The sequence below is a fragment of the Enterovibrio norvegicus genome, assembly GCF_002876705.1.
Classification (GTDB): Bacteria; Pseudomonadota; Gammaproteobacteria; order Enterobacterales; family Vibrionaceae; genus Enterovibrio; species Enterovibrio norvegicus_B.
On record NZ_MDAG01000033.1, the window covers coordinates 1 to 14,916 of the forward strand.

Sequence of the window (14,916 nt, forward strand, 5' to 3'; positions counted from 1 at the left end):
TCTCCGCCCCAAATCACGTCGTTATCGTCGTTACCTTCGACAACATCATTACCATCTTGGCCAAATAACACGTCATTACCTGTACCGCCAGAAACGACATCGTCATCATCTCCCGCACGAACAATATCTCGGCCTTCACCGCCAGAAATGGTGTCATTGCCGTCATTACCAAAAAGCTTATCGTCACCTTCGCCGCCGCTGACCCAGTCATCGCCCAAACCACCTTCTACGAAGTCATCGCCGGCATCACCATAAAGTTCATCATCCAATAAACCACCACGAACCCAATCATCTCCAGCATCACCGTGAACTTCATCAGTCCCATCGCCGCCAATAACAGTGTCGTTTCCATCACCGCCGTAGATGAAATCGACATCGCCATCACCTTGGATGAAATCATCGCCGTCGTTTCCGTAAATAAAATCAACGCCTTTCGTGCCGCGAAGCGTGTCGTCGTTTTCGGTACCTTGAATGATAGTTGTCATGTGCCCTTCCAATGATTGAGTGGTTTACGACCAATATATTGTTGGTTATAAGCCAAGATCTGAAGGGTGCATATATCTCACATATGAGATCAATGCATTGGATTTGTTTACCATTAGACTTAAGCATGATTAAAGACTGAGTGTCGACTTAGTCATTCATTCCTAAACTAAACCCCTCTTTACAAAGAGTTACTTATCTTTCGCATATTCTTTTTTTAATTTGTTACATTGAAAATGCATCTTAAGTTTAAAAATGAACCAATTAGAGCATTAACACTAAGTCCACACAAATTGTATGCATATTATTGATGAGCGGGTAGAGTAAAACGCTCAGCCATATTGTCTATTTTTCACTTCAATATAATGTTTAAAAAGCAATTAAATTCATACAATCACTTAAATATTATTTAGTTATTGCTAATATTCCACACACAAGAAACCAAAAAAAAATGTATTGAATGGCCAAAATACTAGGCAAACACTTCTACACTGAGCTTGTCGTAAACCTCTCTAGGTATCGCTACGGTATCATCATCAAACTCCCTTTCATTGATGTTCAGGTTTGATACCAATGTGTCAGTAGCGGCAAAGTGAGTGGCATTCATCGACCCGGTTTCGCATCAATTAAGGCATTTTAGCTACACAAGCTTTGAATTTGGATTGATCCGACGCGATGAGGAACAGAGTTGGCAACGATTGTATGGACGTTTTGTTGTTGCGATGATTGTTGTTGCGAAGCTGAAAGCGAAGGGGACGGAAGTGCTTTATATCACTGCATTGCGCAGCGTATTAAAACCCCTTTGCTCAAGAGCAAAGGGGGACAATTCGAATGTCGATAATGTTAGCGCTTAGGCGTCAACGCTGAATAGTCTGTACCCGTTGGGTTGCCGTACAACGTGGCAAGAATATCCATCGCAGTGTTACTCCATGAACCAAAATAGCCATCAAGGTGAGTATACATACCCATCGCATGCGCCATTTCATGGATAACAATGTCAGTATCCCAACCACATTGACCATTACCCATATTCACCCAAAGAAGCTCATCGTTCGAGTAGTTCTGTGTTAATGGATCGATAAGCAATGCCATGCTTCCGTCATAAGGCGCGATGGATGCGTTTGCACACATGGATTTCGGATCATTGGAATATTCGTGGCTGTAGAAACCCGTTCCTTGAGCAATCACGATACCACCGATGATGCTGTGACTGTTTTTGAAACTGTCTTCGTTGTACGTGCCATTGCCGACATTCTGATTCGCGATACCGTGATTTCGATAAACACCCAAATCTTCAGTGACAAGTTGAACATCGCTAAACACATCACCTAATCGCGCTTCAATTGTAGTGACTGCATTCGCGATAGACGGAGGCGGCGCAGAGCCATCTTTTGACACATAGTACAAAGGAATTTGAGTGTCGGTATCAAAACGCACTGTCCCTTGTTGCACCAGCTCGTTGCCCCAAACCCTATCAGTAAATAGCGGGGGAAAACCTGTCGAATAGTTTGTTTGCTTCACCAAACTAAGAAGCTTCGAATCATCAACTGACTCGTTCTTTGCTTCATCATCACTACCACAAGCAGCCAGTAGAAACGCACTCAGCGCAAGCACGCCCGCTTTTTTACATTGTTTAAATTTCACGCATAAACCTCATATTTATTAAATATTTAATGCGTAGAAACTTATATATATAAAAAATCACCTTTCCTATGAGCCAGAACAAGGTTTATTGATAAATTACACTATTTTACAAAAGGTTAGATTCACACCGTTTGCATCACTCGAATTTCTGCTATTGGCAGCTATCAAAACCTGTTGCTAGCGAAGATGAATGGATAGAGAGATGACTGAATCGAAGGCACAACCGCGTGTCTCTATCTTCTAACAAGGCATTATCGATGGTCATCATCGTTTTCCACCGCCAAAGACATCAACACATACTTATCACGAGCAATGAAACCCGCTTTGCTATACAGCATTTGGGCGCTGGTATTTCGCTTCGCGACCTCGAGATGAAGCGCCTTAACATCAAGCTTCCTTGCTTCTCTTTTTATGGCCACCAATACCTCAGTACCGATCCCTTTCCCGCGAAAGGACTTAGATAGGAAGAACTCATCGACGAATGCATCAAACCCATTGAACTCAATACTAAAGCCCAAACACAGCGCAATGTAGCCAGCAAGGTGACCGTCACTGTAGATCAGCCAGACACACCCAAAATCAGGGTTATTGAGCAGTTTTCGAACGGCATTTTCACGCATCGACTCTGTGCTCTCAATCTCTTCAAAAGCATGATAGTCGGCGACCAAAGGTAATATCAGTGCAAGATCATCAAGTGATGATCGCTGTAGCGTCGTCATGCTCATGGTTACCTGTCCTTGAAAGGCGAATTGATGCATCTTCGGGTGATAAGACATCACATTCTAAGCAATGTACTTGGTACGTTTTGATACCGCATTGAGAGTATGGAACAGAAGAGAATAAAGCACTAACACCTTGGTATTGAGTGTCAGCGCTTTGCGTCAACGAGGGAGAACTTAAGGCAATCGATGGGTTGCGCAGATTTTGTTGCCTGACGGATCGCGTAAATACCCTAAGTAAAGATTCATCACGGCTGATTCTCTGACACCCGGAGGCTCTTCACAGGTAGTACCGCCGTTTGCCAAACCCGCATCATGAAACGCGTTAACCAGTTCAGGACTCGCAACAGCAAAGCCAATGGTACTGCCATTCCCATGACTCGCAGGCTCACCGTTGATCGGCTTAGTAAGGGCGAAAACGCCTGTTGGCGTAAAGTAGAAGCATCTCCCTTTAGGGTCGAACACCCCTTCGCCATACCCCAACGTACCTAAAATCGCATCGTAAAAGACTTTGGATTTTTCCATGTCGTCCACACCTAGCATTACGTGACTGAACATTCGTATTTCCTTTGTTGTTTTAGGTTATATCGAATGAATACCGTATCACCGATAGTTAGCCCGCCGACATGATTGCCTGCGTTTTCTAGATGCTCGGTTCAATTTTAAGATAAATGTCAAAATCAACAAACATTCATGGGCTTACCTCGACGAAATTAGGAAAGTGTAAATTTCACCTCAAATGACATCCATTTTGCTAGTTTGATCGTGGTCAATCAGACATCAATCAATGCTTGGTTTCGATGTTCAAATGACATCAGATTGCTACTATTCCTCCGTGTTTCCTTTTCTCGGTTCTTCTCATGTCTTCGAATATGGACCATGTGCTACTCAATATCGCATTGAACCTCAGCTCAAACCTTGCCAGCGAGAAACAGTATCAACATTTGATTGACGGAATGAGTGACGTCTTTCCCTGTGATGCCAGCGCCTTGTTTATTTTTGATAAAGATGGCTTCCTCACGCCCGTGGCTGTCAAAGGGCTTTCCAGCTCAGTGCTTGGGCGTCGGTTTTTCCCAAAATCTCACCCACGCCTTGAAGCCATCGTCGAAACCAAAAAACCAGTCCGTTTCGATGCAAACTGCCAGCTACCCGACCCTTTTGACGGTGTGTTACTCACGGAAGATGCATCCATTGATGTGCATGATTGCATGGGGTGCAGCTTGTATGTTGACGGGCACTTGGTTGGTGCTCTCACCATGGATTCATTAACCGTGGGCGCGTTTGATCATATCGAACCCGTCGCGATTGAGACCTTTGCTGCGTTAGCCGCTGCCACGCTGCGAAATATGGGTTTGGTGAACGCACTAAAAGCACAAAATCACAAACAAAAATCAGTCACCGAAACCCTGATCCAACAAGCGCGTTCGTTGCAAGGCGACATGATTGGACTCAGCCCCCAAATGCAGCAGCTTCGCAACAATATTGCCACGGTTGCGAAATCGGATTATGCCGTGTTAATCACTGGAGAAACCGGCACCGGGAAAGAGTTGGTCGCGCACAGCGTCCATGCGCAATCAAGCCGAAGCGACAAACCCATGATCTACGTGAACTGTGCAGCATTGCCTGAAGGGTTGGCAGAAAGTGAGCTGTTTGGCCATGTCAAAGGCGCGTTTACCGGTGCCACCAGCAACCGGGCGGGAAAATTTGAACTGGCCGATGGTGGAACCCTGTTCCTCGATGAAGTGGGTGAACTGCCCTTGGTGCTGCAAGCAAAGCTGCTTCGCGTGATCCAGCAAGGCGAGTTACAACGTGTCGGCAGCGATAAACACTTGCTGGTGAACGTGCGCATTGTGGCTGCCACCAACCGAATGTTAGAAAAGGAAGTAGACGCAGGCCATTTCCGTGCAGATCTTTTCCATCGCTTAAATGTCTTCCCAATCGCTGTGCCTGCGCTGCGCAAACGTGAAGGCGACATTCCTGTGTTAGCGGGCTATCTGCTAGAAAAAGTGCGTCACCAATTTAATGTGCCGAACCTTCACATTCATGCAAAAGCCTTAGCCATGCTGGAAGAGCAACCTTGGCCTGGAAACGTGCGCGAATTAGAACACTCGCTCACTCGATCAGCGTTGCGTGCTATCCAAGCACAATGTCACACCATTGAAATGGGGCATTTTGATGTCGTCTCAGTGAATAATGATGTCAAAAACACATCGCACTATTTCCCGCCAAACCATCATGGTATGCGTGAATTGGTAGAAACCTATCAGCGTGACCTTATTTCCCATGCGCTTGAAAAAACGGGCGGTATTTGGGCAAAAGCCGCGGAGTTTTTGCACATGGACAGAGGCAATCTCTATCGCATGGGCAAGAAGCTCGGCATTCATCGCTGAGGTTTACTTCACCACCATTCATACGTCGATGTAAAAAAGACAACACCCTCGTTGTCTTTTTTACACTTTCGCCCTTTCGAAAACTCATTTATTCCTATATTTATCAACAAGATAAACATTGGCACAAACCCTGCAATTCCAGTGCATCAATTGAATTAAATCAATAAACACTGGAGACCCACTTATGTTCTGTATTCAATGTGAGCAGACAATTCAAACCCCAACCATCAAAGGCTGCTCATTCGCAAAAGGGATGTGCGGCAAAACGGCAGAGGTCTCAGATCTGCAAGATGTGTTGGTGTACGCATTGCAAGGGGTATCTTTCTGGGCGGATCTCGCGCGCAAATTCGACATCATTAATGATGAAATCAACCACTGGGCACCGAAGGCATTTTTCTCGACGCTCACCAACGTTAACTTCGACCCTGAGCGAATTCTTGAACTCACACATAAAGCGTCTGTATTCAAAGCGCACCTTGAACAACACGTACGCGCGGCTTATCAATTAGCGGACAAAGCTCTACCTGAATTGCCAGACGTTGCCTCGTTTGGAATGCCAGATACCGCAGAAGCGATCCTTGCCTTCGCGCCACAGGTTGCCGTTAACCGTGGTAAAGACAGTGTGCATGAAGATGTCATTGGTCTGCGTCTATTGTGCTTGTATGGTTTGAAAGGTGCCGCAGCCTATATGGAGCACGCACTGGTATTGGGTCAAACCAACAACGAGATTTATGCTGAATATCATCAGATCATGGCGTGGCTCGGCACAGACCCAGAAGATTTGGGTGCGCTGCTTGATTGCTCAATGAAAATTGGCTTGATGAATTACAGCGTCATGGAAATGCTGGATTCTGGCGAGACTCAAACCTTTGGCCACCCAGCGCCAACCCAGGTCAACGTGAAGCCAGTCAAAGGCCAATGCATTTTGGTTTCAGGTCATGATTTACATGACCTTGAGAAAATTTTGCAACAAACCGAAGGCAAAGGCATTAACGTCTACACCAATGGCGAGATGCTACCCGCCCACGGCTATCCAGAACTGAACAAATACCCTCACCTTGTCGGCAACTACGGCAGTGCATGGCAAAACCAACAAAAAGAATTCGCCAACTTCCCTGGCGCGATTGTGATGACATCAAACTGCTTACTGAACCCAAATGTCGGTCAGTATGCAGATCGTCTCTTCACACGCAGTATTGTTGGCTGGCCGGGTGTTGCACATATTGAAGGTGATGACTTCAGCATGGTGATCGACGCGGCGCTAGCGCAACCGGGTTTCCAATACGACGAAATCGAACACATGATCACCGTCGGTTTTGGTCGTAATGCACTGATGAACGCAGCACCCGCTGTGATTGATGAAGTGAAAAAAGGCAACATCAGCCACTTCTTCTTGGTCGGCGGTTGTGATGGTGATAAATCAGAGCGCAGCTACTTCACCGATTTTACCGCTCAAGCGCCTTCAGATTCCGTGATCCTGACGCTGGCCTGCGGCAAATTCCGCTTCAATAAAAACCAATTCGGCGACATTAATGGCATTCCACGTCTATTGGACGTGGGCCAATGTAACGATGCGTATTCCGCCATTCAACTGGCATTGGCACTGGCGAAAGAATTTGATTGCGACATCAACGAATTGCCACTGACCCTTGTGCTGTCTTGGTTCGAACAAAAAGCGATCGTTATTTTGCTGACCTTGTTTGCGCTAGGCGTGAAAGGCATTTATACCGGTCCAACCGCGCCAGCCTTCTTAACAGATAACCTCATCGCCATCATTCAAGAAAAGTTCGACATGCGTTCGATCTCAACCGTTGAAGCAGACCTAAAAACAATCCTCGCGGCGTAATCTCTCGAGGTCATCAACAACAGCCCTGTTTGCTGCTTTCCCAAGCAAGTAAGGGCTGATTTTTTCCTATATTTCTTCCTGTTTTGTCTTTAGAGCGATCGATATATGTTCAGTGCGTGGCAACAAAACCAACCCATCCAGATGGTATGTAAGGATAAATGGCATGAAACACCAGATACCGTCAGCATTAAACTCAATGTGCCTTCTCAACCAACGCATTACACCTTCAAACCCGGGCAGTTTGTGTCTCTGGGCATTGAAATCGAAGGAAAAACAGAATATCGCGCCTACTCATTGAGCTCAGTACCGGGCGACGATTGCCTGCAACTCACCATTAAGCGTGTCGATAACGGACGCGTGTCTAATCACATTGTTGATCACCTAGACATTGGTGGTCGTGTGTCAGTCCTAAAGCCAGCGGGCGAATTTAACTGCGAGGATTGCCCACCTAAAACAGACGATGACAACAAGCCCCGTGTATTACTCATCAGTGCGGGCTGCGGCATCACACCCGTCTATTCCATGGCGAAGTTCTGGCTTCAAACGCGACACGATCTTGATATCGTTTTTCTTCATGTGGCAAAAGACACCGCGCATACCATCTATCTCGATCAGCTCGAAACCTTAAATGCATTGAACAACAATTTTTCGCTCAAGCTCCTGTTAAAAGATGCCGGCGATACGCTGCACCCTCAAGGAAGATTGAGCCCATCATGGCTAAAAAAATTGGTGCCAGACCTTCAATTTCGTTCGGTGTACTTATGCGGCCCAGTGTCCTTCATGGCGGACGTTCGCAGCCATTTAGCCGCAGAAGGCGTTGATATGACGCATTTTCATGAAGAGAGCTTTACGCCGTCTATCGACAACATGAAGCCTCGTACCACGCAAGAGAAACCCAATGAAAAATCGGTAGCTTCTTCCAGCGAATCAGGCGTTCACGTTCATATTCCAGCATTTGGACAAACAGTAGAAACGCAACGGGGGGAAACACTCGCCGATGTGTTAGAAGGCGCAGGCTTGCCCATTATCGTGGCCTGTCGCAGCGGTATTTGTGGATCGTGCAAATGCAAAGTCTCTAACGGACAAGTTAAATCAACCAGCCAGGAAACCCTGACAGAAGAAGAAATTGCACAAGGCTATGTGCTCGCATGTTCTTCAACGTTGTCAGGAGACATTGATATCGATCTATAAAACCTCATGTGATTGCGCGCAAAATTCCTTGAGCAGTTTGCCTCTAAATCACTTTGTTTATTCAACAAGGTTGTCTTTAGATAATGCGAAAATCGTCACCTTTATCTGCAGGAAAAAGGCCACAGGACATGATTCGACACAATCGCCCTACCTTGCCCCTCCTCGACAATTGCGGAGGGCATCAACACCGCTATTTCAATGATCATTCCCCGCCTTCTTTTCGATGAACGCGACCAACGCCTTCTGGTACACATGTCGCCACCATTCTCATGATCGCTTCTCCAGGTATTTTGCTATGGCCTAATGCCCGGATTTTACTTTGTATCATTTCCTGCCAACGCCTTTGTGGCGAATTCTTCTACGCTGGGAAAAGATAGATCGCCTTGGACACGCGCAATGACATCGAACTCTGACGAAAAACAGCCTGTCGACACTCAACAAAATCGCATTGAAGCAGAACTGGCAGAACCTACACCCACACATACAGACACAACAAACGCACAGGTCACGGAACAGCCGACCAAAATCGTTCGTCGGTTTGTGTCGCGTCATCGAAGCCCGCTGTCAGTGCTGTTGCTTTCCGCCATTGTTGGCCTGTTCGCAGGTTTACTGTGCACGGCTTTCGACATGGTGATTGATTGGGTCGTTAACGAACGTTCGCACTGGGTGCAAACTGACGGAGGCGTCGATGTTCTAACGATTGCTGCCGTGGTGATCACCAGCGCCTTGCTCTCTGCTTTTGGTTTTTTCTTGGTTAACCGCATTGCACCAGAAGCCGCGGGTTCCGGCATTCCTGAAATTGAAGGTGCATTGGACAACCTCAGGCCCGTCCGTTGGTGGCGCGTTATTCCCGTGAAATTCTTTGGCGGTGTCGGCGCAATTGGCGCGGGGCTCGTACTGGGGCGCGAAGGGCCTTCTGTACAGATGGGCGCGAGTGTTGGGCGCATGCTCACCGATATTTTCCGCATTAAAGATGATGAAGGGCGTCATACCTTGCTGGCGTCTGGCGCTGCAGCAGGGCTTGCGGCAGCGTTCAATGCTCCGCTGGCAGGGATCATGTTTGTGGTCGAAGAAATGCGGCCGCAGTTTAAATACAACCTCATCTCCATCAAAGCCGTGATGATTGCAGCGATAACTGCCACTGTCGTGTACCGGAGTCTGCAAGGACAAGGGGCGATGATCCCTTTACCGGCGCATTCCGATGTGCCATTGACCGCCTTAGCGCTGTTTCTGGTGTTAGGGCTGATCTTTGGTTTTATTGGCGTGATGTTTAACCGCATGGTTGTGATCACCATGGACAGTTTTGAGCGCTTCCACCAGCACGACACCAAACGGTTCGTCGCTGTCGGCGCGGGGCTTGGGGCGATGTTCGGTTTGATGCTCTTTCTACTGCCGACACTCACAGGTGAAGGCGTCGAACTCATTCCCGATTCCGTCCATGGCGATTTCGCCCTTTCCATGTTGGCGTTGCTGTTCATTGCCCGCTTGATCACCACCCTCGTCTGTTTTGGGTCCGGTGCGCCCGGTGGTGTGTTTGCGCCTATGCTGGCGCTAGGTACACTGTTCGGCACAGGTTTTGGGCTGTTTTGCATGCACCTTTTCCCGCACATGGACATCACCGCAGGCATGTTTGCCGTGGCGGGCATGGGGGCGCTTTTTGCTGCCACCGTGCGTGCGCCGATCACGGGCATTTTATTGGTGATGGAACTCACACATAACTACGAGTTGATATTACCACTGCTCATTACAACCTTAGGCGCAACCATGACGGCACAAGTAATGGGCGGTAAACCGCTTTACAGTCAGTTGTTACAACGCACCTTGGCAAAACAAAAAGCCATTCAAAGTGATGCTGAAAACGACGTAGAAAGCGAGGAAAAAACAGAAAGATCGGGTGACGACACACAACCTAGCCACACACAACCAACTGGTGCAAAAACTAAGTCATAAACGACACCGCCGCGCCAATCACAAAGAAGAAGCACGGCGGAATTCAAGATGAGGAACGCGCATTAGGGCAAAGCGTGTTTTTCTTTTCGACGCTGCAGAATCACCCTAGCCATGTATGCCACCACCACAAGGTTTACGACCAATGCCAGCACGGGAAGCATTTTCCCTTCTGTTGCTACGGCATAGATTTCAAAAGGCAGATAAATACCGCCGCTCGCTAACGCAAACCATTCCGTCCACGCATACCCACGCCAAAGCCCAAATGCTTCCACTAACCTTACCGTCGCATACAGCACTGAGCCTAAAGCCAACAATGTTAGGTTGTGATCGTTGATCTTGTAGGCTGAGTGCATGATCACACTGGGTATTTCACTGGCAGGGTTTAAGTGCAAATGTTGCAGCAAGGCTTCGCAAAGGTGTTGAATTTCTTTCCCACCTAATTCATGCAAAGCAAAACCCACAGCCAAAGAGAGCACACCTTTCAATGCCTCCAACGCTGCGATTGCTTTTAACCCCTTGGGAGTTTGTCCTACCACACTCATGCTACTGTCCGTCTCATTGGCTCCGACGTATTCTTTCGTTTTAATGCCGTTAAAGATTGGCTAACTTAATACGCCGCCGTCGTAGCAAGGGCAAGAAAAAAGGCCCTTTCGGGCCTTTTCGGGTTTGTTGCTGTGTTCGGTTTTTGTTACACCGAGTGTACGAAGTAGAGCTGCGCTTTCATTCTAATAATGATGCCGCGAACCACATCAAGGAAACTCATGAATGCGATGGGCTTTTCGCCCGAGACCCAAGCCAACCCAACCGCACCGACAGGAATGTCATACCCTTCAGGCTCTTCTAGCTTCAGGCGAACAAAATGGTGTTTGTTCTTCAGGTTTGATCCCGTCGTCACGCGGACACCCTCTTCGAGTGCCAGCAATTTACCTTGTGATTCACCGGTCGCTTCTATAATGCCTTCAACTTCTGCTTTGAAGATTTTTCCCGGATACACAGGGCTTGCAAACTCCGCATATTGACCGACTTTGACGTTACGAATCGCTTGGTGATTCACACGCATCAAGACGTATTTTTCATCGGTGTACATATGTAAGCGCGGTAACACGCCCACATATTGACCTTCGCGCATAATGAAGTTGGTCACATACCCATCTGCAGGCGCAGTGATTTGAGTTTGTTCTAAATTCCATTGCGCTTGAGAAACAGCTTCAACGGCATTATCGAGTTCTGCACGTTTGGCAGCGACAGCAAGCACGGATTTCTCTTGGCTTAATCGGGCATGTTCCACGCCGATCTCCGCTTTTACAATCTGCGTTTCAAGCGTACTTACCTGCGATTTCGCCAATTGCACTTTGTTACGTTGTTCATCAAGTACCGAGGTCGCGACCGTGTTCGGTGCTTTTCGGTTCTGTTCAACATAACGATTCAACTGACTCACTTTCCATTTCGTGTCTTCTTGCGCTGCACTTAGTTGGCTTTCAAGCACATTCAAGTCAGCTTTCGTTGCCTGGTATTGTTGCTCCGTCAAGGTGACATCTTGCTTAGAGACATCCAATGCAACTTGCGCAGAGTTCTCTGCCACCACGGCACGGTTCAATGCAATTTGATACGGCTCATCTTCGATGGAATACACCAACTGGCCTTTCTTTACTCCTTCGTTTGGCGAAACGAAAATCTCGTCAACGTTACCACGCACTTGGCTTGAACCCGGACGAAGCTGAATATGCGGAGATTGAACAACCGAGCCGCCAGAGAGATCCATTGGCGTGTAGTTCAGCAAGCCAATCCATACGAATAACAACCATGCACCGCCTCCAATGTAGGCGAACAACTTGCTATATAAGTTCCAAGGCATACCCACCATGCGAAGGAGGTAGATAAACAACGCCCATACCGCTAAACCTTCAAGCATTGGTTTTCTCCTCTTTGTTCACATCTTGATCGCCTTGCTCTGGCAGGGTGTGTTGCGAGACGGAAACGCCCTCAGAAGCTTGCTCTTTTTCTTCATCATTGGATGTTCTTGCAGGTTCACGCCAAATATCGCGAATGCGGCGAAGCGCTTGGTCGCTATCCACAAAGGCAACAATGACCGCCACCACCCATACCCAATGCCACAAAAAGCCTATCCACGTGAGTGCCGTGATCAGCCCCATCTGCTGATGTTGCTTTTTCTTTGCCTTGCTGACAGGCAGTTCATGAATTTTCCAGAACCCGAACGCAATGGCGCAAACGGAACCCACTAAAACCACGGCCGCAATAACATGCAGCACAGTATCCGTTGAAGCATCAACAAAAGGTGTCGCCAAAAGGCTCATCACTGTCTCCAAGAAATAACAAGAGAACAGATAGTTACATTGATGTCTCTTTTGTGCAACATAAAGGAACGATTGATTCACTATTTCGTGTATATTGATCGAATCTATCCAAAATAATGGCAGAGCATGATCGACATTACTTTTTGCCGAATGGCGTACATCAAGCCGCTTCTCAACGGTGTTATGCAGGTTTATCGACTCGATATTTCGCAGATTGGTATCCCTCATTCCCTCTACGCCGACGACATGGCATTGATCCCTCATTCGGAAATTAACCGTTGGTTACGCACGATTGTCACACTGACTGGGGAGCGACATTTCCCCTTTCGCATTGCCGAGTTTCTTGATGTGGCAAACATCCATGTTTGCGCCAACTGGTTAACATCCGCCCCTGACTTATCCATTACGTTCCGACGCATCAATTACGGCATGAGTTGTTTTCATTCGAGTGGTCATTACGTTGGTCGTCAGTCAGGTCATATCCTCAAGTGGTGTTATCACAATACGTTTACTGAAGATGTTACCGACGTCGATGCCTTGCGTGTCGCCATCATGTTTACGCAAGTTCTACGTCATTTCTCATCCCCCGCTGTGAATACCTCCAACGATGGCACCACTAATGGCTTTCAACGGCAGGGAAAGAGTAAAACCCCACCCTATTCACCCTTAATGGTTCGCCTTGCTGGCACAAATATCGATGTGGAAGAAGCAGAAGCATGGTTTGGCTGTCAGGTCATATCGGGTTGTGAGCAGACCGAAGTATGGTTTGATACAAAACTATTGTTGCTCGAACACACCACATCAATAGAGGAAAATCGAGAAGCGGTACTGTCACTGAATGAACTGGATGAATTGGTCAACATGCCCCAACGGGATGACCCCACTAAAGCACTTTACGAAGTGGTGAGCTATGCGCGGTATTACGGCATGCCGACGGTAGAGCACGTCGCAAATCTATTGGCACTGTCACCTCAGCAACTGCAGCGTCGATTACAAAAGCTTGGGTTCTCGTTTACCAGCATCTTGGCGTATGTGCTGAATAACATCGCCGTGCGTTACTTACTCAAAGGCTATGCGCCAGACGACATCGCAAAACTGCTCGGCTACACGAATCCACAGAGTTTTATTAAAGCCTTCAAACGTGTTCGAGGTTGCACGCCGAATGAGTATCTACGCCACCTCAACCTGTAAACATCGAGATGGTCATCCACACGTGTCACACCCAAACCACACATGAATTTCGGCCCTATATCAGCGACAGACCAGAAAATATGCGGGCTCAACCGAGAACTTCACTGAAGCGTGATCATTCTTTGAACACTCAAGCTCGCGCCTCTTCCCTTTTTGATGAGAAACACAGTAAACTCAGAATGTTCTGAACGATCGGAACATCACAATTAATTATTCTCAGGGCGGGGCGAAATTCCCCACCGGCGGTATGTCAGTGAATGCCATTGACGAGCCCGCGAGCGCCCGAACCTAGTTCGGGGTCAGCAGACTTGGTGAGATGCCAAGGCCGACGGTTAAAGTCCGGATGAAAGAGGATGATATGTTTACCCATTCAGCAGCTGCTTTCGGCATCTGCTGATCGGTAAATTGTGCGTATTCGAATTCTCGAATGCCGCTCATCTATGCCCTGATTCTGGTACGTACTATAGGAGTTACCATGAATCAGACACACACTTCGCTACTTGCTCCACTAGGCACCCCATTCGAACGCGTTGAAGCCGCGCTAGAAGCACTTCGTCAAGGTAAAGGCGTATTGCTGCTCGACGACGAAGATCGCGAGAATGAAGGTGACATCATCTATTCTGTCGACCACCTCACCCATCAACAGATGGCACTCATGATCCGCGAATGCAGCGGCATCGTTTGTTTGTGCCTGCCAGAAGCTCAGGCGGACAAACTTGAGCTGAACCCGATGGTGGCAGACAACAACAGCGCAAACCAAACTGCATTCACTGTTTCAATCGAAGCAAAGATCGGTGTGACAACAGGAGTTTCGGCAGCAGATCGTGTTACCACAATCAAAACCGCCGCAAACCCAGATGCACAGCCTTCTGATTTGGCACGTCCTGGCCATGTATTCCCGCTTCGTGCACGTAACGGCGGCGTATTAACACGTCGTGGTCACACTGAAGGCACAATTGATTTGATGCAAATGGCAGGGTTGTCACCCGCTGGTGTGTTGTGTGAAGTGCAAAACGAAGATGGCTCAATGGCCAAAACGCCAGAAATCATCGCATTCGGTGAGAAGCACGACATGCCAGTATTGACCATTGAAGACATGGTGCAATACCGCTTGATGCAGGCAGAAAAAATCGCCTGAATTTCGGGCGATCATTCACATGACGGCTAGCGAGCTAACGAGCTAACGA

The 14,916-nt window shown here is 47.7% G+C and carries 14 protein-coding genes and 1 riboswitch; of the genes, 6 read left to right on the plus strand and 8 right to left on the minus strand.

All coding sequences use genetic code 11. The annotated features are described in order from the left end of the window. From BCT27_RS16490 to BCT27_RS16505, 5 genes are all read right to left on the minus strand, one after another. The coding region (locus tag BCT27_RS16490) for a calcium-binding protein (protein ID WP_133153381.1) at positions 1 to 485 on the minus strand (485 nt) is incomplete at its 3' end. 470 nt (positions 486 to 955) lie between these two features. After that, positions 956 to 1,090 (minus strand): hypothetical protein, encoded by a 135-nt coding sequence (locus BCT27_RS26000; RefSeq protein WP_277872018.1) that lies wholly within the window; start codon positions 1,088 to 1,090, stop codon positions 956 to 958. 236 nt (positions 1,091 to 1,326) lie between these two features. After that, positions 1,327 to 2,127 carry a hypothetical protein gene (locus BCT27_RS16495; RefSeq protein WP_102396281.1) on the minus strand — a complete coding sequence of 267 codons (801 nt, stop codon included), beginning with the start codon at positions 2,125 to 2,127 and terminating at the stop codon, positions 1,327 to 1,329. A 251-nt stretch (positions 2,128 to 2,378) separates the two neighbouring features. Beyond that, positions 2,379 to 2,852 (minus strand): GNAT family N-acetyltransferase, encoded by a 474-nt coding sequence (locus BCT27_RS16500; RefSeq protein WP_102396282.1) that lies wholly within the window; start codon positions 2,850 to 2,852, stop codon positions 2,379 to 2,381. Positions 2,853 to 3,023: 171 nt separating this feature from the next. Next, a complete protein-coding gene (locus BCT27_RS16505; protein ID WP_102319362.1) occupies positions 3,024 to 3,404 on the minus strand; it encodes a VOC family protein in 381 nt (126 codons plus the stop codon). Between the two features lie 302 nt (positions 3,405 to 3,706). Between BCT27_RS16505 and norR the strand changes: the two genes are divergently transcribed. From norR to clcA, 4 genes are all read left to right on the plus strand, one after another. Continuing rightward, a complete protein-coding gene (norR, locus tag BCT27_RS16510) occupies positions 3,707 to 5,236 on the plus strand; it encodes a nitric oxide reductase transcriptional regulator NorR (RefSeq protein WP_102396283.1) in 1,530 nt (509 codons plus the stop codon). 184 nt (positions 5,237 to 5,420) lie between these two features. Then, positions 5,421 to 7,082 carry a hydroxylamine reductase gene (gene hcp, locus BCT27_RS16515; protein WP_102396284.1) on the plus strand — a complete coding sequence of 554 codons (1,662 nt, stop codon included), beginning with the start codon at positions 5,421 to 5,423 and terminating at the stop codon, positions 7,080 to 7,082. A gap of 105 nt (positions 7,083 to 7,187) precedes the next feature. After that, on the plus strand, positions 7,188 to 8,273 hold the full coding sequence (locus tag BCT27_RS16520; RefSeq protein ID WP_102396285.1) for an FAD-binding oxidoreductase: 1,086 nt from the start codon (positions 7,188 to 7,190) through the stop codon (positions 8,271 to 8,273). Positions 8,274 to 8,669: 396 nt separating this feature from the next. Next, positions 8,670 to 10,223, plus strand: a complete 1,554-nt coding sequence (clcA, locus tag BCT27_RS16525; protein ID WP_102396286.1) for a H(+)/Cl(-) exchange transporter ClcA — start codon at positions 8,670 to 8,672, stop codon at positions 10,221 to 10,223. A gap of 62 nt (positions 10,224 to 10,285) precedes the next feature. On the opposite strand, the gene BCT27_RS16530 is transcribed toward clcA, so the two are convergent. The 3 genes from BCT27_RS16530 to BCT27_RS16540 all read right to left on the minus strand — a co-directional run bounded on the left by BCT27_RS16530 (position 10,286) and on the right by BCT27_RS16540 (position 12,538). After that, entirely contained in the window at positions 10,286 to 10,765 is a 480-nt protein-coding gene (locus BCT27_RS16530; protein WP_102396287.1) for a DUF2127 domain-containing protein, read from the minus strand. 146 nt (positions 10,766 to 10,911) lie between these two features. Then, positions 10,912 to 12,135 carry an HlyD family secretion protein gene (locus BCT27_RS16535; RefSeq protein WP_102396288.1) on the minus strand — a complete coding sequence of 408 codons (1,224 nt, stop codon included), beginning with the start codon at positions 12,133 to 12,135 and terminating at the stop codon, positions 10,912 to 10,914. Beyond that, on the minus strand, positions 12,128 to 12,538 hold the full coding sequence (locus BCT27_RS16540; RefSeq protein ID WP_102319355.1) for an MFS transporter: 411 nt from the start codon (positions 12,536 to 12,538) through the stop codon (positions 12,128 to 12,130). The genes BCT27_RS16535 and BCT27_RS16540 overlap by 8 nt, the downstream gene beginning before the upstream one ends. Before the next feature lie 126 nt (positions 12,539 to 12,664). Between BCT27_RS16540 and BCT27_RS16545 the strand changes: the two genes are divergently transcribed. Together BCT27_RS16545 and ribB are read left to right on the plus strand one after the other, a co-directional pair. Further along, complete coding sequence (locus tag BCT27_RS16545; protein ID WP_102396289.1) at positions 12,665 to 13,729, plus strand: helix-turn-helix domain-containing protein; 1,065 nt, start codon at positions 12,665 to 12,667, stop codon at positions 13,727 to 13,729. A 208-nt stretch (positions 13,730 to 13,937) separates the two neighbouring features. Then, positions 13,938 to 14,088, plus strand: a riboswitch (FMN riboswitch). 116 nt (positions 14,089 to 14,204) lie between these two features. Beyond that, positions 14,205 to 14,867, plus strand: a complete 663-nt coding sequence (ribB, locus tag BCT27_RS16550) for a 3,4-dihydroxy-2-butanone-4-phosphate synthase (RefSeq protein ID WP_074925660.1) — start codon at positions 14,205 to 14,207, stop codon at positions 14,865 to 14,867. The last annotated feature ends 49 nt before the right edge of the window (positions 14,868 to 14,916 follow it).